General features: G+C 75.3%; 21 protein-coding genes. 9 read left to right on the top strand and 12 right to left on the bottom strand.

The annotated features are described in order from the left end of the window. Positions 1 to 166: 166 nt before the first annotated feature. On the bottom strand, positions 167 to 361 hold the full coding sequence (locus VM95_RS29155; protein ID WP_045702266.1) for a hypothetical protein: 195 nt from the start codon (positions 359 to 361) through the stop codon (positions 167 to 169). Between the two features lie 324 nt (positions 362 to 685). On the opposite strand from VM95_RS29155, the gene VM95_RS29150 reads away from it, so the two are divergent. The 4 genes from VM95_RS29150 (at position 686) to VM95_RS29135 (ending at position 3,369) form a co-directional block, all read left to right on the top strand. After that, a complete protein-coding gene (locus VM95_RS29150) occupies positions 686 to 1,102 on the top strand; it encodes an ankyrin repeat domain-containing protein (RefSeq protein WP_045702264.1) in 417 nt (138 codons plus the stop codon). A gap of 24 nt (positions 1,103 to 1,126) precedes the next feature. After that, a complete protein-coding gene (locus tag VM95_RS29145) occupies positions 1,127 to 1,642 on the top strand; it encodes a GNAT family N-acetyltransferase (protein WP_045702262.1) in 516 nt (171 codons plus the stop codon). Positions 1,643 to 1,689: 47 nt separating this feature from the next. Further along, positions 1,690 to 2,766: a serine hydrolase domain-containing protein gene (locus tag VM95_RS29140; protein ID WP_078860714.1), complete on the top strand. Its 1,077-nt coding sequence runs from the start codon at positions 1,690 to 1,692 to the stop codon at positions 2,764 to 2,766. 78 nt (positions 2,767 to 2,844) lie between these two features. After that, positions 2,845 to 3,369 (top strand): NUDIX domain-containing protein, encoded by a 525-nt coding sequence (locus tag VM95_RS29135; RefSeq protein ID WP_157882233.1) that lies wholly within the window; start codon positions 2,845 to 2,847, stop codon positions 3,367 to 3,369. A gap of 37 nt (positions 3,370 to 3,406) precedes the next feature. Here VM95_RS29135 and VM95_RS29130 read toward each other — a convergent pair whose 3' ends face one another. The 3 genes from VM95_RS29130 to VM95_RS29120 all read right to left on the bottom strand — a co-directional run bounded on the left by VM95_RS29130 (position 3,407) and on the right by VM95_RS29120 (position 5,811). Next, on the bottom strand, positions 3,407 to 4,057 hold the full coding sequence (locus VM95_RS29130; RefSeq protein ID WP_045702259.1) for a vitamin K epoxide reductase family protein: 651 nt from the start codon (positions 4,055 to 4,057) through the stop codon (positions 3,407 to 3,409). A gap of 140 nt (positions 4,058 to 4,197) precedes the next feature. Beyond that, a complete protein-coding gene (locus VM95_RS29125; RefSeq protein WP_045702257.1) occupies positions 4,198 to 5,004 on the bottom strand; it encodes a DsbA family protein in 807 nt (268 codons plus the stop codon). 132 nt (positions 5,005 to 5,136) lie between these two features. Next, positions 5,137 to 5,811, bottom strand: coding sequence for a hypothetical protein (locus VM95_RS29120; RefSeq protein ID WP_045702254.1), 675 nt, complete (start codon positions 5,809 to 5,811; stop codon positions 5,137 to 5,139). A 134-nt stretch (positions 5,812 to 5,945) separates the two neighbouring features. Between VM95_RS29120 and VM95_RS29115 the strand changes: the two genes are divergently transcribed. Further along, complete coding sequence (locus VM95_RS29115; protein WP_052707641.1) at positions 5,946 to 6,824, top strand: CHAD domain-containing protein; 879 nt, start codon at positions 5,946 to 5,948, stop codon at positions 6,822 to 6,824. Between the two features lie 42 nt (positions 6,825 to 6,866). Here VM95_RS29115 and VM95_RS29110 read toward each other — a convergent pair whose 3' ends face one another. Both VM95_RS29110 and VM95_RS29105 read right to left on the bottom strand, forming a co-directional pair. Beyond that, on the bottom strand, positions 6,867 to 7,232 hold the full coding sequence (locus VM95_RS29110; protein WP_425265368.1) for a DUF6980 family protein: 366 nt from the start codon (positions 7,230 to 7,232) through the stop codon (positions 6,867 to 6,869). A gap of 37 nt (positions 7,233 to 7,269) precedes the next feature. After that, on the bottom strand, positions 7,270 to 8,082 hold the full coding sequence (locus VM95_RS29105) for a uracil-DNA glycosylase (protein ID WP_045702250.1): 813 nt from the start codon (positions 8,080 to 8,082) through the stop codon (positions 7,270 to 7,272). Between the two features lie 144 nt (positions 8,083 to 8,226). On the opposite strand from VM95_RS29105, the gene VM95_RS29100 reads away from it, so the two are divergent. Then, positions 8,227 to 9,312: a slipin family protein gene (locus VM95_RS29100; protein WP_078860712.1), complete on the top strand. Its 1,086-nt coding sequence runs from the start codon at positions 8,227 to 8,229 to the stop codon at positions 9,310 to 9,312. A 97-nt stretch (positions 9,313 to 9,409) separates the two neighbouring features. Continuing rightward, positions 9,410 to 9,862 (top strand): CBS domain-containing protein, encoded by a 453-nt coding sequence (locus VM95_RS29095; protein WP_045702248.1) that lies wholly within the window; start codon positions 9,410 to 9,412, stop codon positions 9,860 to 9,862. A 34-nt stretch (positions 9,863 to 9,896) separates the two neighbouring features. Here the strand turns inward: VM95_RS29095 and VM95_RS29090 are convergent, their stop codons facing one another. Continuing rightward, positions 9,897 to 10,517, bottom strand: a complete 621-nt coding sequence (locus VM95_RS29090; RefSeq protein ID WP_045702245.1) for a TetR/AcrR family transcriptional regulator — start codon at positions 10,515 to 10,517, stop codon at positions 9,897 to 9,899. Between the two features lie 74 nt (positions 10,518 to 10,591). Here VM95_RS29090 and VM95_RS29085 point away from each other — a divergent pair, with 74 nt between their 5' ends. After that, the gene (locus tag VM95_RS29085) at positions 10,592 to 11,104 is read left to right on the top strand and encodes a hypothetical protein (RefSeq protein ID WP_045702243.1); all 513 of its coding nucleotides are present in this window, start codon (positions 10,592 to 10,594) and stop codon (positions 11,102 to 11,104) included. Between the two features lie 2 nt (positions 11,105 to 11,106). On the opposite strand, the gene VM95_RS29080 is transcribed toward VM95_RS29085, so the two are convergent. From VM95_RS29080 to VM95_RS29060, 5 genes are all read right to left on the bottom strand, one after another. After that, positions 11,107 to 11,658, bottom strand: a complete 552-nt coding sequence (locus VM95_RS29080; protein WP_045702240.1) for a hypothetical protein — start codon at positions 11,656 to 11,658, stop codon at positions 11,107 to 11,109. A 145-nt stretch (positions 11,659 to 11,803) separates the two neighbouring features. Next, complete coding sequence (locus VM95_RS29075; RefSeq protein WP_244178989.1) at positions 11,804 to 14,692, bottom strand: FAD-binding and (Fe-S)-binding domain-containing protein; 2,889 nt, start codon at positions 14,690 to 14,692, stop codon at positions 11,804 to 11,806. A gap of 160 nt (positions 14,693 to 14,852) precedes the next feature. Beyond that, positions 14,853 to 15,857: a glycosyltransferase family 2 protein gene (locus VM95_RS29070; protein WP_078860710.1), complete on the bottom strand. Its 1,005-nt coding sequence runs from the start codon at positions 15,855 to 15,857 to the stop codon at positions 14,853 to 14,855. Between the two features lie 219 nt (positions 15,858 to 16,076). Further along, complete coding sequence (locus tag VM95_RS29065; protein ID WP_045702236.1) at positions 16,077 to 16,739, bottom strand: aggregation-promoting factor C-terminal-like domain-containing protein; 663 nt, start codon at positions 16,737 to 16,739, stop codon at positions 16,077 to 16,079. A gap of 574 nt (positions 16,740 to 17,313) precedes the next feature. Further along, the gene (locus tag VM95_RS29060; protein WP_078860709.1) at positions 17,314 to 18,378 is read right to left on the bottom strand and encodes a polyprenyl synthetase family protein; all 1,065 of its coding nucleotides are present in this window, start codon (positions 18,376 to 18,378) and stop codon (positions 17,314 to 17,316) included. Positions 18,379 to 18,828: 450 nt separating this feature from the next. Between VM95_RS29060 and VM95_RS29055 the strand changes: the two genes are divergently transcribed. Further along, a complete protein-coding gene (locus VM95_RS29055) occupies positions 18,829 to 19,746 on the top strand; it encodes an alpha/beta hydrolase (RefSeq protein WP_045702233.1) in 918 nt (305 codons plus the stop codon). Positions 19,747 to 19,932 lie beyond the last annotated feature (186 nt).

Raw genomic sequence — 19,932 nt, 5'->3', positions numbered from 1 at the left:
CCCGGGGGGTTCGGGCGCTTGCGCGGCCCTTGCTGGGAGGGCGGTGCGGCGGCATTCCTGGACTCCCCGGGCGGGGGGGACGGGTGGGGGTGGGGGCTCTTCTGACGTACGACGGAGCCCGGGGCGGTGGGAATCCGCGCCCGGGCCCGTACGGGAGGAGTGGCGGCTAGAAGCGGATGCCGCCGAGCAGGCTCGCCAGGCTGGCGCCGCCCGCGGTGATGCTCGGGGCGATCGAGGATCCGGCGATGTAGAAGCCGAACAGGGCGCAGACGATGGCGTGGGAGACCTTCAGTCCGTCCCTGCGGAAGAACAGGAAGGCGATGGTGCCGAACAGGACGATGCCGGAAATCGAGAGGATCACGTTCTGCTCCTCGGGGAGGGAGGGGGGACGGGGCAGTGTCACGCAAAGTGCACTAATCGTGACAAATAGTCATAGATGATGGAACGGCGCGAACGGGTGGTTCTGCCGTGCGGTACCGCCCCGGGAGTCGGTCAGGGGTATGCGAACCGGCCCGGGGCGGACGCCTGGCCCCGCACGGTTTCGGTGCGGTTCCGGCGCGCCGAGGCATTCCCGGTCGGTGGGCGGGAAGTTTCCGGGGGGTCGGGGAAGTTCGCTCCAATGGCCGCGCAACCGGTGCGGCCGCATGTCGTAACCGTCCGACCAGCACCGCGAGAGGCCGCCCCGATGACCGACGCCGCCAGCCCGCAGCCCGCCGACGCCCCCGACGCCGAGGTGATCGCGCTCGCCGGGAGGCTCTTCGACGCCGCCCGCACCGGGGACACCGCCACCCTGGCCGCCGCCCTCGCCGCCGGGGCCCCGGCCGACCTCACCAACGACCGCGGCGACACCCTGCTCATGCTCGCCGCCTACCACGGCCACGCCCCCGCCGTCGAAGCCCTGCTCGCGGGCGGCGCCGACCCGGACCGCGCCAACGACCGCGGCCAGACCCCGCTGGCCGGCGCCGTCTTCAAGGGCGCCGAGGAGGTCGTCGAGGCGCTGCTGGCCGGCGGCGCCGACCCGGCGGCCGGCACCCCGAGCGCGCTGGACACGGCCCGGATGTTCGGCAAGGACGCCCTGGCCGCCCGCTTCGAGGCGCGCTGAGCAGGGGCCGTAGGCTCTTTCGTCATGGAGACCACCGCCCCCGAGGCCACCGGCACCGTCGAGTTCCGCATCACCGGCTACGCCCACCCCGACGCCCAGGCGCTGACCGAGGAGGTGCAGCAGGAGTATGTCCGCCGCTACGGCGACCCGGACGAGACCGTCCTGCACCCCGAGGACTTCGAGGGCGCGGCCGGGCTGTTCCTGGTCGCCTACCTCGACGGCCGGCCGGTCGCGTGCGGCGGCTGGCGGGCCAAGAGCGCCGGCCCGTACGGGCTGCGCGACGGCGACGCCGAGCTCAAGCGGATGTTCGTCGTCCCGGCCGCCCGCGGCCGCGGCCTCGCCCGGGCGGTGCTGCGCCGCCTGGAGGAGACCGCCGTCGAGGCCGGCCGCACCCGCTTCGTCCTGGAGACCGGCACCGAGCAGCCCGAGGCCGTGGCGCTGTACGAGTCCGAGGGCTACGCCACGATCGAGCAGTTCGGGATCTACCGCGGCAGCGAGCTGTGCATCTGCCTCGGCAAGGAGCTGGTGGCGGCGGTCTGAGCGGCCGCCCCGCCGGGTAGGGTCCGGTCAGCCTGAGGGGGTGACGGATGGATCCGCGAGCGCCCGGAGCCGAGCGGCTCCCCGCCCTGGCCGCGCCCGGCGGGGAGTGGGAGCGGCTGGTCCGCGACGGCCTGCGGGCGGTCGGGGCGGGCGCCGTCTGGGCGGTCGGCGACGCCGGCGGCACGCTCGGCGGGGGCAGCCACGGCGTGCTCGGGCAGGGCCCGTACGCGGAACTCGCGCCCGGGCCGGACACCCGCTACGACCTGGCGAGCCTCACCAAGATCGTCGCGCTCTGGCCCTGCGCCGGGGCGCTGTGGCGGGCCGGGCGGCTGCCGCTGGACGAACCCCTCGGCTCCTGGTGGCGGCCCGCCGCCGGGCGGCCGACCGGCGGGGTGACCGCCCGGCAACTCCTCGCGCACACCGCCGGGATGCTCCCGTACACCCGCTTCGCGCAGCTCTACGGGCGGGAGCGCGCGGCCGTCCTGGCCGGGGTGGTCGGCGCGCCGCTGCACCGCCCGCCCGGGACGGCCGTCGAGTACACCGACCGGGCCGCCGTACTGCTCGGCCACGTCGTCGAGGACCTCGGCGGGGCCGGGTTGGACGAGCTCGCCGCGCGCTGGGCCTGGGCGCCGCTCGGCATGGCCGACACCCGCTACGGGCCGCTGCCCGAGGGCGAGTCGGCGCGCACCGCGCCCACCGAGTGGGACGGCGACACCGGCGCCTTCCTGCGCGGCGTCGTGCACGACCCCTCCGCCCGGCTGCTCGGCGGCGTCTCCGGCAACGCCGGGGCCTTCTCCACCGCCCGCGACCTGGCCCGCTTCCTCACCGCCCTGCTCGACCCGCCGCCCGAACTCCCGTGGGGCGAACCGTGGATCGCCGCATCGCTGCGCGAGCAGACCGGCGGGCTCGCCCCCGCCCGCGGCCTGTCCTGGCTGTTCGCCCCGGGCACCACGACCGCCGAGGGGACCTTCGTCCACTACGGCTTCACCGGCACCGGCATCTGGATCTCCCGCCGGCTCGGCCGCTGGGCGCTGCTGCTCACCAACAAGGTGCACTACGACGACCGGGGCGTCCAGCCGCTCACCGACCTGCGCAACGCCTTCCGCCGGGCCGTCTTCGGCTGAGCGCCGAAGGCCACCCGATCGGGTGGATTCGGCACGAACCACCTTTGGCCGGAGCCGGATCGCGGCACAGTGGCCACGGTGGGTGAGGCAGTGGAGGCGGCGGCGGTGGAGACCTGGGCACTCCCGGAGGGGGAATGGCTGGCGGGGATGGTCCGGGCCTACGTCGGCAGCAGCGTGCTGCTCACCGACGCGGCTGGCGAGGTGCTGCTGCTGAAGGCGAGTTACCGCCCGCAGTGGGAGTTCCCCGGCGGTGGGATGGACCCGGGGGAGGGCCCGGCCCAGTGCGCCGCGCGGGAGTTGGCGGAGGAGACCGGGCTGGCCGCCGGCGAGCTGCGGCTGCTCGTCGTCGAATGGCGCGACCCGATCCCCGACCAGGGCGAACACGCCCACCCCGCCGTGCACTTCATGTTCGACGGCGGCACGGCCCCGGCCGGCGCCGAACTCCGGCTGCAGGCCGAGGAGATCGCCGACCACGGCTGGTACACCCCCGCCCGGGCCGCCGCCCTGCTGCACCCCTGCGCGGCGCGCCGGCTCACCGCCGCCCTGGAGGCGCGGCGCACCGGCGTGCCCGTACTCCTGCACTCCACCGGATACCTGGGCTGAGCCGGATAGCCGGGCCGAGCCGGACGCTCGGGCCGGCTCAGAGCAGGGTGCTCCAGTAGGACCAGAACCGGTTGAGGATCATCAGCGCGATCACCGCGGCCCACAGCACCGGCAACGCCCAGTGGTAGCGCGCCGCCTCCCGGACGACCGTCCGCATCCGCCCGCCCACCGGGATCACCCCGCTGGTCAGGTTGTGCAGCGTCGTGTACCAGAACAGCAGCACCACCGTCAGCCACACCACCATGCAGTACGGGCAGAGCGCGCCGATCTCGTACAGCGCCTGGACGATCAGCCAGTGGGTGAAGCCCAGCCCCAGCAGGATGCCGCCGTGCAGGCCCAGCCAGAACCAGCGCCGGTACGCCGCCCCGGCGAGCAGCCCCGCGCCGACCGCCGTCACCACGCCGAACGCGGCCAGCCCGAGCAGCGGGTTCGGGAAGCCGAACACCGACGCCTGCTCGGTGCGCATCACCGAGCCGCAGCTGATCACCGGGTTGATGTTGCAGCTCGGGACGTAGGACGGGTTCTCCAGGATGCGGAGCTTGTCGAAGGTCAGGACGGCCGAGGCGGCCAGGCCGATTAGCCCGCCGAGGAACAGCAGCAGGGCCAGGGCCCGGCCGGCGCCGATCGGGGGGCCGCCGGCGGAGTCGGGAGCGGGACGGGACAGGGGCACGGTGGTGGCGGCGGACATGGCTGCACTCCGGAAACTGGGAGGAGCCGGCCCGGCCGGGAAGTCGGCCGGACCGGTGGTGCCGTGCTGGTCGGACAAGCCTCGGAGCCCCCGGGGGCCCGCGCCTCGTCGGGCGGACGGGCCCCGGGGCGGTGCCGTGCCTACTGCAGGCCGGCGGCCTGCTTCACCCGGGTGGTGAACTCCTCCGGGGTGACCATGGTCTTGTCGCCGAACAGGTCGACCGTCTTGCCGTCCACCTTGACGGTCGGGGTGCCCGTCACCCCGCTGTCGTTGAACGCCGCCGAGACCTTGGCGGCCCAGGGCGCGTAGGTGCCCTCCTGGACGGCCTTCACGAAGGCGTCCGTCTTCAGGCCGGGCACCTGGCCGGCCAGGTCCAGGAGGTGGTTGACGTCGCCGAAGCCGTCCTCGCGCTCGTCCGGCTGGTTGGCGTACAGCACGTCGTGGAACTGCTTGAACTTGTCCGTGCCCTCGTTCAGCGCGGCGCCGGCCGCGGCCAGCGCGGTGCGCGAGCCCTTGCCGGTCAGGTTCTTGTCCAGGAACGCCGCCAGGTGGTACTCCACCTTGACCTGGCCGTCCTCCGTGAGCTTCGCGACGGCCGGGCCGTTCGCCGCCTCGAAGTGCTTGCACACCGGGCAGCGGAAGTCCTCGTACACCTCCATGGTGTGCGGGGCGTCCGCCTTGCCGTAGGTGATCACCAGGCCGTCCTTGCCGGTGGCGTTGGCCGGGACGACCACCCCGCTCGACGCCTTGGCCTTGTCGTCCTTGTCCGAGGCCGAGGTGATCGCCAGCGTCACCCCGCCCGCCAGGGCCAGCACGGCCACGGCCGACACGGCCATGACGATCCGCTGACGACGCTTGGCGGCCTGCTGCTCGCGCAGCTGCGCGGCCTGGATCCGTTCGCGGGCGCTGACGCGCTTGTCCTGCTGCTTGTTGCCGGTCTGAGCCATGGGAGTCAACTCCTGTACGCGGCGCGCGTGGATGCGCGCGGGAGACCGCACCGGGTGCGGCCGGGTTCGGTGGACGCGGGAGTCGGGCGCACTGCCTGCGGGGGCCGGCCGTGGAAGGCCGTACGGAAGAACTCAGCAGGCAGGCGCGAAGGCCGGCGGACCACGCCGGGGCGCCGGGCTCAGCACCACGTCCGCGACGCGCGGCCGCTCGTGGTCCGACACCGGCAGCGGCACCCGCAGCACCGGGCGCACCGGAGCCGGGAGCAGCAGCAGGACCAGGGCGCGCAGCGGGCCCGCCAGCGACTCGCCCAGCGCACGCAGCGCCCGGGCCAGGCCGGTCAGCGCGGCGTCGCCCAGCCGCAGCCAGGCCGCGGCCGCCAGGGCGATCACCAGGTGCGCCAGCAGGAGCAGGAGTTGGGTCACGGCCGGCGCCAACTGCCCGGCGTGGCCCAGCTGGCCGCCCAGCAGCGAACCGTCCATCGAACCGCCGCCACAGACCAGCAGGTTCACCCCGCGGGTCGGGACCTGTTCGGACAGCGCCGGCCCACAGCCGGTCTGGCCCAGGTTGAACGTGGTGTTCAGCAGCAGCTCGACCGGCACCATCACGCCGGTGATGTGCAGCAGCCGCCGCTCCCCGCCGGCCAGCGCGGCCGAGACCAGGAAGACGACGGCGGTCGCGGCCGCCACCAGGGACAGCGGCAGCGGACGACCCGTGATGACGACCTGACCCAGTGCGGACAGCGGCACGGCGAGCGCGGTGAACACCGCGGCCCGCAGGGCCCTGATCGCATGGCTGGAGGTCGTCACGCTCCGGAGTATGCCATGGGCCTCACGGCGCGCACGAGGCCGCGTACGGGATTGCGTTCGGGAAAGGCCCGGTGGCCGGGCGCGGGCTAGCCTGGAACTCGTTCCCGGCGGCCCCGACGAGCGGGTGAGCGTGCATGGCGAAGCGCAGGGTCACGGTGGGGCAGGTGGTGCTGGCCCGGGTCGAGGCGCAGGCGGTGGTGCTGGCCGGGCTGGACGAGGCCGTGCGGGCGGACGAGCCGGACGCGGTGCACCGGATGCGGGTCGCCTGTCGGCGGCTGCGCAGCGCGCTGCGCACCTTCCGCCGCTACTTCGCCCCCGGGGCCGCCGATCACCTGGTCGGCGAGCTGCGCTGGCTGGCCGCCGCCCTCGGCGGGGCGCGGGACCGCGAGGTGCTGGCCGAGCGGCTGGTCGGCCGGGCGCGGGAGCTGCCCGCCGCGTGCGAGCCGGAGCGGGTCGCGGCCGCGCTGGAGCGGTGGGGGCGGGCGGAGCACCGCGCGGTGTGGCCCGAGGTGGTGGCCGCCCTGGACAGTCCGCGCCGCCGGGCGCTCGGCGCCGACCTCGGCGCGCTGCTCGCCGATCCGCCGCTGCGCCGCCGGGCCGGCCGGGCGGCGGTCCCCGAACTGGCCCGGGTCGCCGCCCGCGAGCAGCGGCGGGTGCGCGAGCGGGTGCGGGCGGCGCTGGCGGCGCCCGCCGGGGAGCGGGACGCCGCGCTGCACGAGGCCCGCAAGGCTGCCAAGCGCGCGCGGTACGCGGGGGAGGCCGCGGCCCCGGTGGTCGGCGGGCGGGCCGAGCGGTACGCGGAGCGGATGAAGGCGGTGCAGGAGGTGCTGGGCGAGCACCAGGACGCGGTGGTCGCGGCGGCGGCCCTGGTCGGGCAGGGCGCGGCCGGCGGCGAACCCTTCGGCTACGGCGCGCTGTACGCCCGCGAGCTCGCCGCGGCGCGGGCGGCTCGCGACCGGCTGCCGCAGGTGTGGAAGCGGGCGCGGAAGCGGAAGCTGGCGCGGTTCGGGTAGCCGCGGGCGCCCGGTCCGGTCAGCCGCGGGCGCCCGGTCCGGTCAGCCGCGGGCGCCCGGTTCGGCCAGCCAGCGGTCGTCCTCGAACTCGGGCGGGACGTCGTCCTCCCAGGGGTCGATGCCGCGGCGTTCGAGCTCCTCGAACCAGCGGTCCCGCTGGGACTCGGGCAGCCGGTGGCCGCACCAGGGGCAGTAGTCGATGACGGACACCGAGGCGCCGCCGTCGTGGATGACGATCCCGTACTCCTGGAACTTCGGGGAGAAGTGGATCAGCGCGTCGGGGCAGTCGAGGGGGTCGTCGTGCCGGCCGCAGGGCCGGTCGAGCACGGCGGTCATCTGCTCGCAGCAGTGCCGGGCCGGGGACGGCTGGGACGGCTGGGACGTCGGCGGCGTCGGGGACGGGGTCAAGGCTTCGGCCTTCCGGAGGGCGATCGGGCGGAGCCGATCAAAGCACGGGGCCGGGCCGCCCCGGCTTCGGGGTGAGCCCCGCGGAGCGGGCCGCGTCCCTGAGCAGGTCGTGGAGCATCGCGGTGGTGAGGCGTCCGGTGTTCGTGTTGCGCGGGCTCACGTGGTAGCAGCCGTACAGGTGCAGGGCGGGGCCGCCGTCGCGGGCGGGGAAGGTGGCGCGGGCGGCGTGGCCGAAGGCGGGGCGGGGGCGGGGGACCTGCCAGCCGGCGTCGGCGATCACCGGGAGCACGGCCTGCCAGGCGAAGCCGCCGAGGGCGACGACCGTCCGGACGGTGGGGCGCAGCAGTTGCAGTTCGCGGCTGATCCACGGGCGGCAGGTGTCGCGTTCGGCGGTGCTGGGCTTGTTGTCGGGCGGGGCGCAGCGGACCGGGTCGGTGATGCGGACGCCGGACAGCTCCAGGCCGTCGCCGTGGCGGACGGATTCGGGGCGGTTGGCGAGCCCGAGCTCGTACAGGGCGGCGTAGAGCAGGTCGCCGGAGGGGTCGCCGGTGAAGATCCGGCCGGTGCGGTTGGCGCCGTGCGCGGCGGGCGCGAGGCCGACCAGGACGAGCGGGGCGTCGGGCGGGCCGAAGCCGGGGATGGGGCGGGCCCAGTAGTCCCAGTCCTGGTAGGCGCGGCGTTTGGTGCGGGCGGTCTGCTCGCGCCACTCGACGAGCCGGGGGCAGGCCCGGCAGTGGGTGACGACGCGGTCGAGCTCGGCCAGGCCGGCGGCGCGGGCGGCGGCCTCGGCCGGGTGGCGCGGGTGGCCGGGGTCGTCGGCCGGATCGTCGGCGGGGGACTGCGGCGGCATGGCGACGATGGTAGGGGCTCCGGGCGTTCGTTCCGGCTCCTTCCGGGCAGGCGTAGCGTGGAATCAGTCGTTCCGGCGGCGCCGGCCCGGTGGGTCGGCGGTGGCCGGGCGGGCGGGTGTGCGCGGAGCCGCGAGGAGGCCGCGATGATCGTCGATGCGGTGCTGGGGGCTCTCGGAGGGCTGGTCGGGCTGGGGGCGATCTGGGCGGGGCTGAGCATCCGGGTCGTCCAGCAGTTCCAGAAGGGCGTGGTGTTCCGCTTCGGCAGGGTGCGCGAGGAGATCCGCGAGCCGGGGCTGGTCGCGCTGATGCCGATCGCGGACCGGCTGCGCAGGGTGAACGTGCAGATCGTGACGATGCCGATCCCGGCGCAGGAGGGCATCACCCGGGACAACGTGACCGTGCGGGTGGACGCGGTGGTCTACTTCCAGGTGCAGGACCCGGTGAAGGCGACGGTCAACGTGCAGGACTACAACTTCGCGATCTCCCAGGTCGCGCAGACCTCGCTGCGGTCGATCATCGGCAAGAGCGAGCTGGACGACCTGCTGGCCAACCGCGAACCGATCAACCAGGGGCTGGAGTTGATGATCGACAGCCCGGCGCTGGGCTGGGGCATCCAGATCGACCGGGTGGAGATCAAGGACGTCGCCCTGCCGGAGTCGATGAAGCGCTCGATCGCCCGGCAGGCGGAGGCCGAGCGGGAGCGGCGGGCGCGGATCATCACGGCGGACGGCGAGTACCAGGCCTCGGCCCGGCTGTCGGAGGCGGCCGCGGTGATGAGCGAGACCCCGGCGGCGCTGCAACTGCGGCTGCTGCAGACCGTGGTGGAGGTGGCGGCGGAGAAGAACTCGACGCTGGTGCTGCCGTTCCCGGTGGAGCTGCTGCGGTTCCTGGACAGCGCGACCGAGTCCCAGCAGCGCGACCTGCTGGCGGCCGCCGCGGTCGCCGCCGCCGCGAAGTCCGCGGAGCAGGCGGTGGGCGACGGCGGGATGCCCGCCGCGGCCCGGGTCGACCACGAGCCGGCGCAGCGCGAACTCCCGCCGCTGGACGATCTGTTGTCCCACTCGCCGCTGGCGGGCGCGGACCTGGAGGGCGGGCCGGCGCAGCCGGACGGCCGGGCCGGCCCGGACCGGAGCGCGGACGAGCGCCCGGAGGACCGTACGGAGGGCGGGGCGGAGGGCCGTACCGAGGGCCGTGCGGAGGGCCGTGCGGAGCCGGAGGCCGCGCCCTGACGTCCCGGCCGGTGACCGGAGCCCGGTGCCCGGTGGCGTCGGCCGTCGGCCCGGACCAGGATGGACGAGGGGGCGAAGCCAGGTCAGGAGGCGGACCATGACCAGAGCCAGCGACATCATGCACCCGGGCGCGGAGTGCATCCGCGAGCACGAGACGCTCGCCGCCGCCGCCCGGATCATGCGGGAACGGCACGTGGGCGCCCTGCCCATCTGCGGGGAGAACGACAAGCTGCTGGGCATCGTGACCGACCGCGACATCGTGCTGCGCTGCGTCGCCGAGGGGCGCGACCCGGCGCAGGTGACCGCGGGCGAACTGGCGCTGGGGCGGCCGATGACGGTGGAGGCGGACGAGGACTGCGAGCAGGTGCTGCGCGTGATGGAGCAGTACCAGGTCCGTCGGCTGCCGGTGATCAACCACCCGGAGCACAAGCTGGTCGGCATGATCAGCGAGGCGGACATCGCGCGCGGGCTGCCGCAGTCGCGGCTCGCGGAGTTCGTGGCGGCGGTGACGGCGGAGCAGCCGCCGAAGAAGGAGGCCCTGCAGGCCTGAGCGGGGCGTACGGGAGGCCTCCCCGCCGGTCCGTTCAGCGGGCCGGCGGGGCGAGGCCGTCCAGGTGCGCGGCGAGGGCGGCGCGCAGGTCGTCGGGGCCGACCAGGTCGGGGTGCTGGACGGCCTGCAGGGTGAGGCCGTCCAGGAGGGCGGAGAGCCGGCGGGTCTCGACGGCGAGGTCGAGGCCGGGGGCGACGCCGCCGGCGTGCCGGGCCTCGGTCAGGACGTGCCGGACGAGTTCGTCCAGCCCGGCCTGCATCTCGGCGGAGCGGGCCCGCAGTTCGGGCCGGGTGCGGGCGGCGGTGACGAAGGAGAGCCAGAGCGCGGACTCCTCGCGGCGCTCGGCGTCCAGGGGCAGGACCTCGGCGAGGAGTTCGCGGGTCCGGGCGTGCCGGTCGGTTCCGGCGGCCGGGTCGAGCAGCGCGCGGGCGTGGGTGCGGATGCGGTCGTCGATCCGCCGGGCCAGCTCGCCCATGGCGAAGAGCATCAGCTCGGAGCTGCCGGCGAAGTAGTGCCGCACCGAGCCGATGGCCAGCCCGGCCTCCTCGGCGACATTGCGCAGGGAGGCGTGCTCCAGGCCCTCCCGGGCGGCGACGCGCAGGACGGCGTCGGCGACGGCCTGGCGGCGTTCGACGGGGTCGACGATCTTCGGCATGTTGCTGTTATAGCACGGGCGAGCTAAATTGCTGATTTAGCACGGTCAAGCTATAAAAACTCGGGGAGTGGGACATGAACGGCTGGGTGCACGCGGGACTGATCGCCGCCGTGGTGGTCGTGGTGGTGATCCGGCGGCTGCGCGGCGAACCGCTGAACGCCCGGGACCTCTTCGCGCCGCCGGTGGTGCTCACCGGGCTCGGCGTGTGGGCGCTGGCGCAGCACCACGGCCTCGGGGTCGGCGACTACGTCTGGATCGGCGCGGGCGCCGTCCTCGGCACGGCCTTCGGCGCGTGCCGCGGCGCCACCATCCGCGTCCACGAGCGGGACGGCGTGCTGTGGCAGCGCTACACCGGCTGGACCCTGCTGGTGGCGGCGGTCTCGCTCGCCGCGATGGCCGGCTTCGCCGTCCTGGCCGAGCACCACGGCCTGGCCCCGGACGCCCGGCCGGTCCAACTGTCCATCGGCGTGGGCTTCCTGGGGGAGGCCCTGGTGGTCGGCGCCCGGGCATTCGCCTCCGGCACCCCGTTCGCGCCCGAGTCGCGCGACTCGCACCCGTCATTCGGTTCGGACCGCTTCCGCCGGTGATGTCAGAAGGCCCAACTCCGGCCGAGGGGCGAAGTGTTCACCGGCCGCCGGTGGCGGAGGTAGTAGTTGACGGTCACGGCGCCGAGCAGGGGGCCCCAGAGGACCAGGGGCTGGTAGCAGACGCCGACGATGTCGCCCCACGGCCCCTCGAAGGCCGGGCGGTGCTCGACGCTCCACCAGGTCAGGAAGCCGCTCCAGAGGACGGTGAGGGCGATCGCGCCGAGGCCGGCCGGGATGACGGCGGCGAGCGGGTGGACCCGGCGGCCGCCGATGAAGGGGATCCAGCGCGGCACCACCTCGCCCCAGGGCCGGACCAGACCGATCGTCAGCAGGGCCAGGGCCTCGCAGACCACGCTGAGCCCGGCCACGTAGACGACGCCCACGCCGGGGATGTGGAAGTCCTGGCGGAGCACCTCGTCGCTGTAGCCCACCGGGAGGCCGAAGGCCATCGCGATCCGCCACAGCCCCGAGGGAATGGTGGTGAGGGCCGCGGCGTGCGCGCAGCGGACCGCCCAACGAGGGGCCGGGGCAGGAGCGTTCGGGACATTGGTCATGCTTCCATGATCGCCGCCGGACGGCCGCGACAAGTCCTCCCTGGGGGTCGGAGGCCTCCTCCTGTGGGGGGAGTCCGGGGGCCCGCGCGTCATTCGCAAGCCTGGTGGGGGGCGTGCGCTCGATCACACGGACCCGGTCCGGGGGTCACGTCGTGCGCAGCGCCCGGGCGATCAGCTCGGCCAGGTGCAGGGCCTCCCGGCCGTCCGCGAGTTGGGCGATCTGGGTGCGGCAGCTGAAGCCGTCCGCCAGGACGACGGTGCCGGGCTCGGCGGCGCGGACCGCGGGGAGCAGGACGCGTTCGGCGATCGTCCGGGACACCTCGAAGTGCCCCCGCTCGAAGCCGAAGTTCCCGGCCAGGCCGCAACACCCGGCGGGCAGCACCCGGTTGTGCAGGCCGAGGCGGGCCTCGACCCGGCGGTCGGCGGCGCTGCCGAGTACGGCGCGCTGGTGGCAGTGGGTCTGGGTGACGGCGTCCAGCGGGACGCGGGGGAGCGGGGCGTCCGGGGCGTACTCGTCGAGGAACTCGGCGAAGGTGCGGGTGCGTTCGGCGAGCGGGCGGCCGTCCGCGCCGAGCAGCCGGGGCAGGTCCTCGCGCAGGGTGGCGGTGCAGCTCGGGTCCAGGCCGACCACGGGGGTGTCGGCGGGCAGCCCGGCGGCCGCCAGCGCGGCCAGGCTGCGCCGCAACACCCGGCGGGCGGTGCCGAGTTGGCCGGTGGAGTACCAGGTGAGGCCGCAGCAGACCGGGCCGGCCGGCAGCCGGACGTCGAAGCCCAGGTGCTCCAGCACCTCGACGGCCGAGCGGGCCACCCCGGGCTGGAGCAGGTCGGAGAAGGTGTCCGGCCACAGCAGCACCGGCCGGGCGCCCGCCGGCGCCGGGTGCGCGGCGCGGCGGCGCCGGTACCAGCGGGTGAAGGTCTCGGCCGGGAACACCGGCAGCACCCGGCGCCGGTCGATCCCGCCGAGCAGCTTGACCAGCGCGCCGGCCCGGGAGCGGGCCACCGCGTTGGCGGCGCCGGGCGCGAGCGCGACGGCCCGCAGCCACAGCGGCAGCCAGCCCATCGAGTAGTGGGCGAGCGGACGCGGCCGGCGCCGGTGGTGCTGGTAGAGGAACTCGGCCTTGTAGGTCGCCATGTCGACGTGCACCGGGCAGTCGCTCGCGCAGCCCTTGCAGCTCAGGCAGAGGTCCAGCGCCTCCCGCACCTCCGGCGAGCGCCAGCCGTCCGTGATCACCTCGCCGCGCAGCAGCTCGGCGAGCAGCCGGGCCCGGCCGCGGGTGGAGTGCCGTTCCTCGCCGGTGGCCAGGTAGCTGGGGCACATCACCCCGCTGTCCGGGGCCACGCACTTGGCCACGCCCACGCAGCGGTGCACCGCCCTGGCCAGGCTGCCCCCGTCCCGCTCGTACGGCAGGGCGAGCGGCAGCGGGCGGCGCGGGGCGGTGACGAAGCGCAGGTCGGCGTCGAGCGGGCGCGGGTCGACCAGCGCGCCCGGGTTGAGCAGGTTCCCCTCGTCCCAGATCCGCTTGAACTCGCCGAACAGGGCGATGATCTCCGGGCCGTACATCCGCGGCAGCAGCTCGGCGCGGGCCTGCCCGTCGCCGTGCTCGCCGGAGAGCGAACCGCCGTACGAGGCGACCAGGTCGGCGGCCTGCTCCAGGAAGTCCCGGAGGACCAGCACCCCGGTCGGCCGGTCGAGTGGGAAGTCGATCCGCAGGTGCACGCAGCCGTCGCCGAAGTGCCCGTACGGGACGCCGCGCAGGCTGTGCCGGCGCAGCAGGCCGCGCAGGTCCCGCAGGTAGTCGCCGAGCCGCTCGGGCGGGACGGCGGAGTCCTCCCAGCCGGGCCAGGCCTCGCCGCCCCCGGGCAGCCGGGTGACGATGCCCGCGCCGGCCTCCCGGACGGCCCACAGCTGGCGCTGCTCCTCCGGGTCGGTGATCAGGGCGACGGTGGCGGAGCGTTCGCGGCGCACCGCGTCGGCGAGCGCGCGGGCGGCCTGGTAGGCGGCCAGCGGGGTGTCGCCGGCGGTCTCCAGGAAGAGCCAGCACGCGCCGGCGGGTAGCCGGTCCAGGGCGCGCGGGCGGGGTCCGGCCGCGAGCAGCGCGGCGATCAGGTCGGCGGCCAGGCCCTCGGCGGTCAGCGGCCGGTGCGGCAGCAGGGCGGGGACGGCGTCGGCGGCGGCGCCCTCGTCGGGGTAGCCGGCCACCACCAGGGCGCGGGCGGGCGGCTCCTCGACCAGCCGGACGGTGGCGCCGAGCAGCACCGCGCAGGTGCCCTCGGTGCCGGTGAGCGCCCGGGCCAGGTCGTGGCCGCGCTCGGGCAGCAGTGCGTCCAGCGGGTAGCCGGAGGTGCGGCGGGGCAGCCGGGGCATGCCCTGGCGGATGGTGGCGAGGTTGTGCTCGGTGAACTCCTGTAGCCGGGTGTGGAGTTGACCGACCCGGCCGGGCAGCTCGCGGAGCGCGGCGCGTTCGGCGGCGGTGAGCGGGCCGCCCACGGTCAGCTCGGTGCCGTCGGCGAGCAGCAGCTCCAGCCGTTCGACGTTGTCGGAGGTGCGCCCCCAGACGAGCGAGCGCGAGCCGCAGGCGTCGTTGCCGATCATGCCGCCGAGGGTGCAGCGGCTGTGGGTGGACGGGTCCGGCCCGAAGCGCAGCCCGTACGGGCGGGCGGCGCGCTGCAGGTCGTCCAGGACGGTGCCGGGCTGGACGCGCGCGGTGCGGGCGTCCGGGTCGACGGCCAGCACGGCGCCCAGGTGGCGGCGGAAGTCCAGCACCACCGCGCCCGGGCCGATCGCCTGCCCGCCGATGCTGGTGCCGGAGCCGCGCAGCACCACCGGCACCCCGTACCGGCGGCACAGCGCCACCGCGGTGCGCACGTCGTCCAGGTCGGCGGGCTTGACCACGCCGAGCGGCGGGTGCCGGTAGTTCGAGGCGTCGTGGCCGTAGACGGCCCGCTCGGCGGCGCCGAAGCGCACCTCGCCGCGCAGCACCGCGGCCAGCTCGCGGGCCAACTCGGCCCCGGGGACGGCGTTCGGACGGCTCACCAGGGACCTCCAGCGGGTCGGCGACAGCCTCCCGAGCATGGCAGCCGGGGCGCCCGCGCGGCACCGGGCACGACGGGAGTACCGCCGAGGGGGTGTCCTGTGGCACCCTCAGCCGATGTGATCATCGACTCCACGGCCGGCACCGCGCACCGGTGAGGCCCTACTTCCGCCCGGTGAGCGTGCCGCGGGCGATGTGGGAGAGCTTCGCCATCTCGAACGCGGGGTAGGCGCCGCCGGCCAGCAGGGCGAACTTGATGCCCTCGCGTCCGCCCGGCTTGCGGTGGCCGGGCGGCAGGAAGCGGCGGTGGTGCTCGGCGGCGCGGTGGAAGAACTGCGGCCGCTCGGCCCGGGTGACGCAGCCGGCCAGGTCGAAGACGAACAGGTAGTGCCGGATCATCCGGACGAACAGGGCGTCCCGCACCGCGTACAGGTGCGGCTGGTCGGCCAGCAGGGCGAAGCTGCGCTCGTACTGGTCGAACAGGTCGAAGACGCTGCTGCCCGGGCCGCTCGCGGGGTGGACGGTCTCCCGGCGGCGCAGCTGGACGCACTCGCGCGGCAGGACGGCGGCCTTGCGCGCGCCGGCCAGCGCGGCGTGCACGACCGGGACCTCCTCGTAGCGGCCGTCCGGGAAGGCCAGCGCCAGCTCGTCCCAGTGGCCGCGCCGGATCAGGCGGTCCCAGATCAGCGGCGGCGCGCCGAACAGCTCGGGCCGGTCGAAGGGCTCGAACGGGTCGGGGCCGACCTCGGCGAGCAGCGCTTCGGCGCCGCCCGGCCAGATCCGGTCGTTGTGCTGCCGGGAGTGGCCGAACAGCAGGACGTCCACCGGGCCGGTCGCCCGGAGCCGGTCGGCGAGGGCCTGCAGCGCGTCCCGGGGGACCAGGTGGTCGGCGTCCAGGAACAGCAGGTAGTCGCCGCGCGCCCGGGCGGCCCCGGCGTTGCGGCTCACCCCGACCCCGACCGCCGCGTTCAGCCGCAGCACCGACACCCGGGGGTGGCGCGCCGCGTACGTGTCGGCGAGGTCGCCGGCGGCCTCGGGCGAGCGGTCGGCGACCACGATCACCTCGACCTCGGCCAGGGACTGCGCGAGCAGCGAGTCCAGGCAGGCGGCGAGCTGTTCGTGCGGGTCGTAGGCGGGGACGACGACGCTGATCAAGGGTGAGGGCATGACGCCGGAGCGTAAGAGGGAGCGCGAACCGTGGCAAAGCCTTGACGCGGGGTAATTACTGGCAAGTCGTGGCAAATCGTACGACCGTGCGCCATATCTTCACGTCGCCTTTGCCGGACCGTATCCATGCCGTGTGCCCACGACCCGTTGTGCGCCCGTGCCGCGGGCCCGCGACGCGCAGGTGCGTCGCGGGCCCGCGGGGGAGCGGCCGGGGTCGGCCTAGTACCAGTGGTGGGACTGCCAGAACGACCACGCGGCGCAGGGGCTGCCGTAGCGGGAGTTCATGTAGTCGAGGCCCCACTTGATCTGGGTGGCCGGGTTGGTGCGCCAGTCGGCGCCGGCGGAGGCCATCTTGGAGCCGGGCAGGGCCTGGACCAGGCCGTAGGCGCCGGAGGAGGCGTTGACGGCGAGCGGGTTCCAGCTGCTCTCGTGGAAGACGATGTTGCTGAAGCACTGCAGCTGGCCGGCCGGGACGATCTGGGCGGCGATCTGCTGCGGGGTGCCGGAGAAGCCAGTGTTCAGGTTCCGGCGCTCCTGGGAGCGGGAGGCGGCGGCGTCGGCGTCCGCCTTGGCCTTGGCGTCGGCCTGGGCCTTCGCCTCGGCCTCGGCCTGCGCGGCCTGCGCGGCGGCGTCGGCCTGGGCCTTGGCCTCGGCGGCCTGCGCGTCCTGGGCGGCCTGCTGGGCGGCGGCAGCGGCAGCGGTGTCGGCCGGGGCCTGGTCGGCGGCCGGCTTGCCGTCCACCGAGACGGCGGCCACGGGGGCGGCGTCGACGGTGGTGTTCCCGACCTGCGGGATGGCGAGGGCGGCCGTGGCGGCGCTGGCGACCACGAGGGTGGCGACGCCGGTGATCAGGGAGTTGCGGCGGGCATGGCTGAGCTGCATGGAGCGGTCGATCCTTTTCCGTCGTGGGGCCGGGCGGGCCGGCGGGCCGTCGGCGCCGTGCCGGTGGCACCGGGCGCGGGGCATCGCACGGGCTCCGGGTGAGCGGGGCCCGCGCGGCCGTCCGGGACGGCCGTGGCGCCCCGGCGGATGGCGGCGGGGCGGGCGGGCTGCGCGGCGGTCGGACCGGCCGCGCTGCCTGGCGACGGACCATTCTTGGCAGGCCCCGGAACGCGTCGCAAAGACGCTCGCTACTACGGGGGATCGTGGCCGGCGGGCTCCCGCACGGCGGCCTGTGAGGTGCTTTGTGGTGAAATGTCCGACTTGTGCATGTGTGGTCCGGGAGCGCGGCGCACCGGGCGGATCGGAGGCCGGTACGGGCGGTGGCCTGGCTTCTTCAGGCCCGGCGCGGCCGCCCGGCGGCGCGCCGGAGCCCGGTCGGGGCGGCCGCGCGGCGCCCGGCCGCGGCCCGTCCACTATCGGGAGCAGTAGACGCCCGGGGCCCTGTGCGCGGCCTCACACGCGGGCCGGCCGGACTTCGGCGCAGCGTGACCGGGCCGTCACTGCTGGGCGGTGCTCACCCCGTGCGGTCGGTGATCAGGTCGCACAGGGCGGCGAGGGCCGGGACGGCCGGCCCGGGCGGCAGCTCGGCCAGCGCGGCGCGGGCCCGGTCGAGGTGGTCGTTGAGCACGGCCCGGGCCTGGTTCAGCGCGGGGGAGGAGCGGAGCAGGTCGAGGGCCCGGCCGCGCAGCGCCTCGTCGCCCAGGGCGCCGTCCTCCAGCAGCTCGCGCAGTTCGCGGCCCTCGGCGCCGGTGTCGTTGAGGGCGAAGATGACGGGCAGCGTCGGGATGCCGAGCGCCAGGTCGGTGCCGGGCTGCTTGCCGGACTGGCTGCGCTCCGAGGTGATGTCGATCAGGTCGTCGGAGATCTGGAAGGCGGTGCCCAGGTACTCGCCGAACTCGGCGAGGGCCAGTTCGGCCGAGTGCGGCGCGCCGGCCTGGCGGGCGCCGAGGCGCACCGAGGCGGAGATCAGTGAGCCGGACTTGTCGGCGATCACCGCGAAGTAGTGGGCCGGCTGGTCGTCGGGGCCGGCCGGGCCGGACAGCTCGCGGAGCTGGCCGCGGACCAACCGGTTGGCGGTGTCCGCGTAGAGCCGCAGGGCGCCGTCGCCGAGACCGGCGGCGAGCTTGGCGATCCGGGCGAGCAGGCGGTCCCCGGTGAGGACGGCGATGGTGTTGCCCCAGCGGGCGTTCACGCTCGGGGCGCCGTGCCGGGTCGGGGCCGCGTCCATCACGTCGTCGTGGTGCAGCGAGGCGACGTGGACCAGTTCGGTGATGACGGCGGCGTCGACGATGCCGGCCGCGCCCGGATCGCCGAACTCGGCGCCCAGCAGGGCGAGCAGCGGGCGCATCCGCTTGCCGCCGGCGGCGACCAGGTGGCTGGTCGCGTCCGCGGCCGGGGCGGTGCCGTCGCCGTGGGTGCACTCCAACAGGCGCTGCTCGACCTCGGCGAGGCGGCGGCGCAGCCGGGCCTCCAGCTCCGGGTCGGCGATCGTGATCGCGTCCACCAGGCGGTCCGGCTGCTGCGCCGAACGGCCTTGCGGTGGAAGGGACTTCGCGTCGCCTGTGGTGAGGCTGGTCATCGGGCCCTCCCGGCGGTCCGCGTGCTGGGGCCCGCGTTGCTCGTGGTTCTGTGCGCGGGGGCTCTGCACCCCCGGCCTTCGACCCTACGGAGGGCCGCGGCAACGGGCGGACAAGTCTGTTCGATTGACAGGAAGGTGACGGCGGCGCCGATCCCGTGGCAGCCAGCTGCCGCATTCCGGCAGTCCGTATCGAAACGGTCCGTACGGGATGCGGGCCCAGGTTTCGTGTCAGCTTCATGTCCCGTTCCCCGCCGCGCGACGACGCGGAGGCCGCGGCGCTGCTGTACTGGGGCCCGTTCGAACTGCCGGCCCCGTGCCGGACGGTCCGTCACCGCCGGGCGCGGTGGCGTCGACCGCCCCGCGGCGCACCCCTCCCACCGCTGCCGCGCGCACTCCTGCGCGGTGGCGGGCACTCTCCGCGACCAGCCGAGGACTCCGAGGATCCAGTCGATGGCCACGACCCACCCCGCCCGCGTCTACCGCGAGTTCGACCACGCCGAGCTGGCCGTGGCGTACTCGCCGAGCTCCTGCATCGAGGACCTGTCCGGCGAACTCGCCGGCTACGCCCGGCACAGCGCCGCGTCCCGGGCCCGGCTGACCGTCCACCGGGACCTCCGGTACGGGCCCGAGGAGCCCGAACTGCTGGACTTCTTCCCGGCGCCCGGGCCGGACGCGCCGCTGCAGGTCTTCGTCCACGGCGGGTACTGGCAGGAGCTCGGCAAGTCGGACTCGGCGTTCGCCGCCCCGGACTTCGTCGACCGCGGCGCCGCCTTCGCCGCCGTGGGCTACGGGCTCGCCCCGGCCCACTCGCTGGACGACATCGTCGCCATGGTGCGCCGGGCGGTGCGCTGGCTGGCCGCCAACGCCGCCTCCCTCGGGGTGGATCCGGACCGCATCCACCTCAGCGGCAGCTCGGCCGGGGCGCACCTGGCCGTCATGGCGCTGCTGGACCCGGAGGGCGCCGCGGCCGGGCGGATCGCCGGCGCGGCCCTGCTCAGCGGCGTGTACGACCTGGAGCCGATCCGGCTGACGTACGTCAACGACGCCCTCGGCCTGGACGCGGCCGGCGCGTACCGCAACAGCCCGCTGCACCACCTGCGGCCCGACCTGCCGCCGCTGGTCATCGCGCGCGGCGGGAACGAGACCGGGGAGTACGGTCGCCAGCACGAGGACTTCGCGGAGGTGGCGCGCCGGATGGGCGCGCCGGTGGTCAGCCTGGTGGAGCCGGAGCGCCACCACTTCGACCTGCCCTACGACCTGGGCCGGCCCGAATCGCGGCTGGGGGCGGCGGTGCTGACGCAGATGGGGCTGCCGCTGCGTGCGCCCGGCCGGTCGTCGGTGGCGTCGGCAATCGGCCACGGTGGCTGAAACGCATTCCCCGGCGGAGTCGCCCGGCTTGATCGAAAACGGCGACTATGACGCAGCGTCACATTCCCTTTGTTACAGCCAGTTTGGTTGATCGATCACCTATCTGATCTGCGTTGACGGAGCATCGGCGACCGGGTTAGCGTTCGGCTCGGTTCTGGATCATCGCGCCTCGGGCCCTTTCGTGCG

The organism is Streptomyces rubellomurinus (assembly GCF_000961885.1).
Lineage (GTDB): Bacteria > Actinomycetota > Actinomycetes > Streptomycetales > Streptomycetaceae > Kitasatospora > Kitasatospora rubellomurina.
Note: the sequence above shows the minus strand (reverse complement) of the source record. Positions and strands in the feature narration are given on the sequence as shown.

Bases quoted from the DNA above. Each gene is read 5' to 3' on its own strand.
- VM95_RS29125 (WP_045702257.1), bottom strand. From the start codon at position 5,004: ATGGCTCAGACCGGCAACAAGCAGCAGGACAAGCGCGTCAGCGCCCGC.
- VM95_RS29100 (WP_078860712.1), top strand. From the start codon at position 8,227: ATGATCGTCGATGCGGTGCTGGGGGCTCTCGGAGGGCTGGTCGGGCTG.
- VM95_RS29080 (WP_045702240.1), bottom strand. From the start codon at position 11,658: ATGACCAATGTCCCGAACGCTCCTGCCCCGGCCCCTCGTTGGGCGGTC.
- VM95_RS29095 (WP_045702248.1), top strand. From the start codon at position 9,410: ATGACCAGAGCCAGCGACATCATGCACCCGGGCGCGGAGTGCATCCGC.
- VM95_RS29090 (WP_045702245.1), bottom strand. From the start codon at position 10,517: ATGCCGAAGATCGTCGACCCCGTCGAACGCCGCCAGGCCGTCGCCGAC.
- VM95_RS29055 (WP_045702233.1), top strand. From the start codon at position 18,829: ATGGCCACGACCCACCCCGCCCGCGTCTACCGCGAGTTCGACCACGCC.
- VM95_RS29065 (WP_045702236.1), bottom strand. From the start codon at position 16,739: ATGCAGCTCAGCCATGCCCGCCGCAACTCCCTGATCACCGGCGTCGCC.
- VM95_RS29130 (WP_045702259.1), bottom strand. From the start codon at position 4,057: ATGTCCGCCGCCACCACCGTGCCCCTGTCCCGTCCCGCTCCCGACTCC.
- VM95_RS29150 (WP_045702264.1), top strand. From the start codon at position 686: ATGACCGACGCCGCCAGCCCGCAGCCCGCCGACGCCCCCGACGCCGAG.
- VM95_RS29105 (WP_045702250.1), bottom strand. From the start codon at position 8,082: ATGCCGCCGCAGTCCCCCGCCGACGATCCGGCCGACGACCCCGGCCAC.
- VM95_RS29070 (WP_078860710.1), bottom strand. From the start codon at position 15,857: ATGCCCTCACCCTTGATCAGCGTCGTCGTCCCCGCCTACGACCCGCAC.
- VM95_RS29145 (WP_045702262.1), top strand. From the start codon at position 1,127: ATGGAGACCACCGCCCCCGAGGCCACCGGCACCGTCGAGTTCCGCATC.
- VM95_RS29085 (WP_045702243.1), top strand. From the start codon at position 10,592: ATGAACGGCTGGGTGCACGCGGGACTGATCGCCGCCGTGGTGGTCGTG.
- VM95_RS29060 (WP_078860709.1), bottom strand. From the start codon at position 18,378: ATGACCAGCCTCACCACAGGCGACGCGAAGTCCCTTCCACCGCAAGGC.
- VM95_RS29115 (WP_052707641.1), top strand. From the start codon at position 5,946: ATGGCGAAGCGCAGGGTCACGGTGGGGCAGGTGGTGCTGGCCCGGGTC.
- VM95_RS29140 (WP_078860714.1), top strand. From the start codon at position 1,690: ATGGATCCGCGAGCGCCCGGAGCCGAGCGGCTCCCCGCCCTGGCCGCG.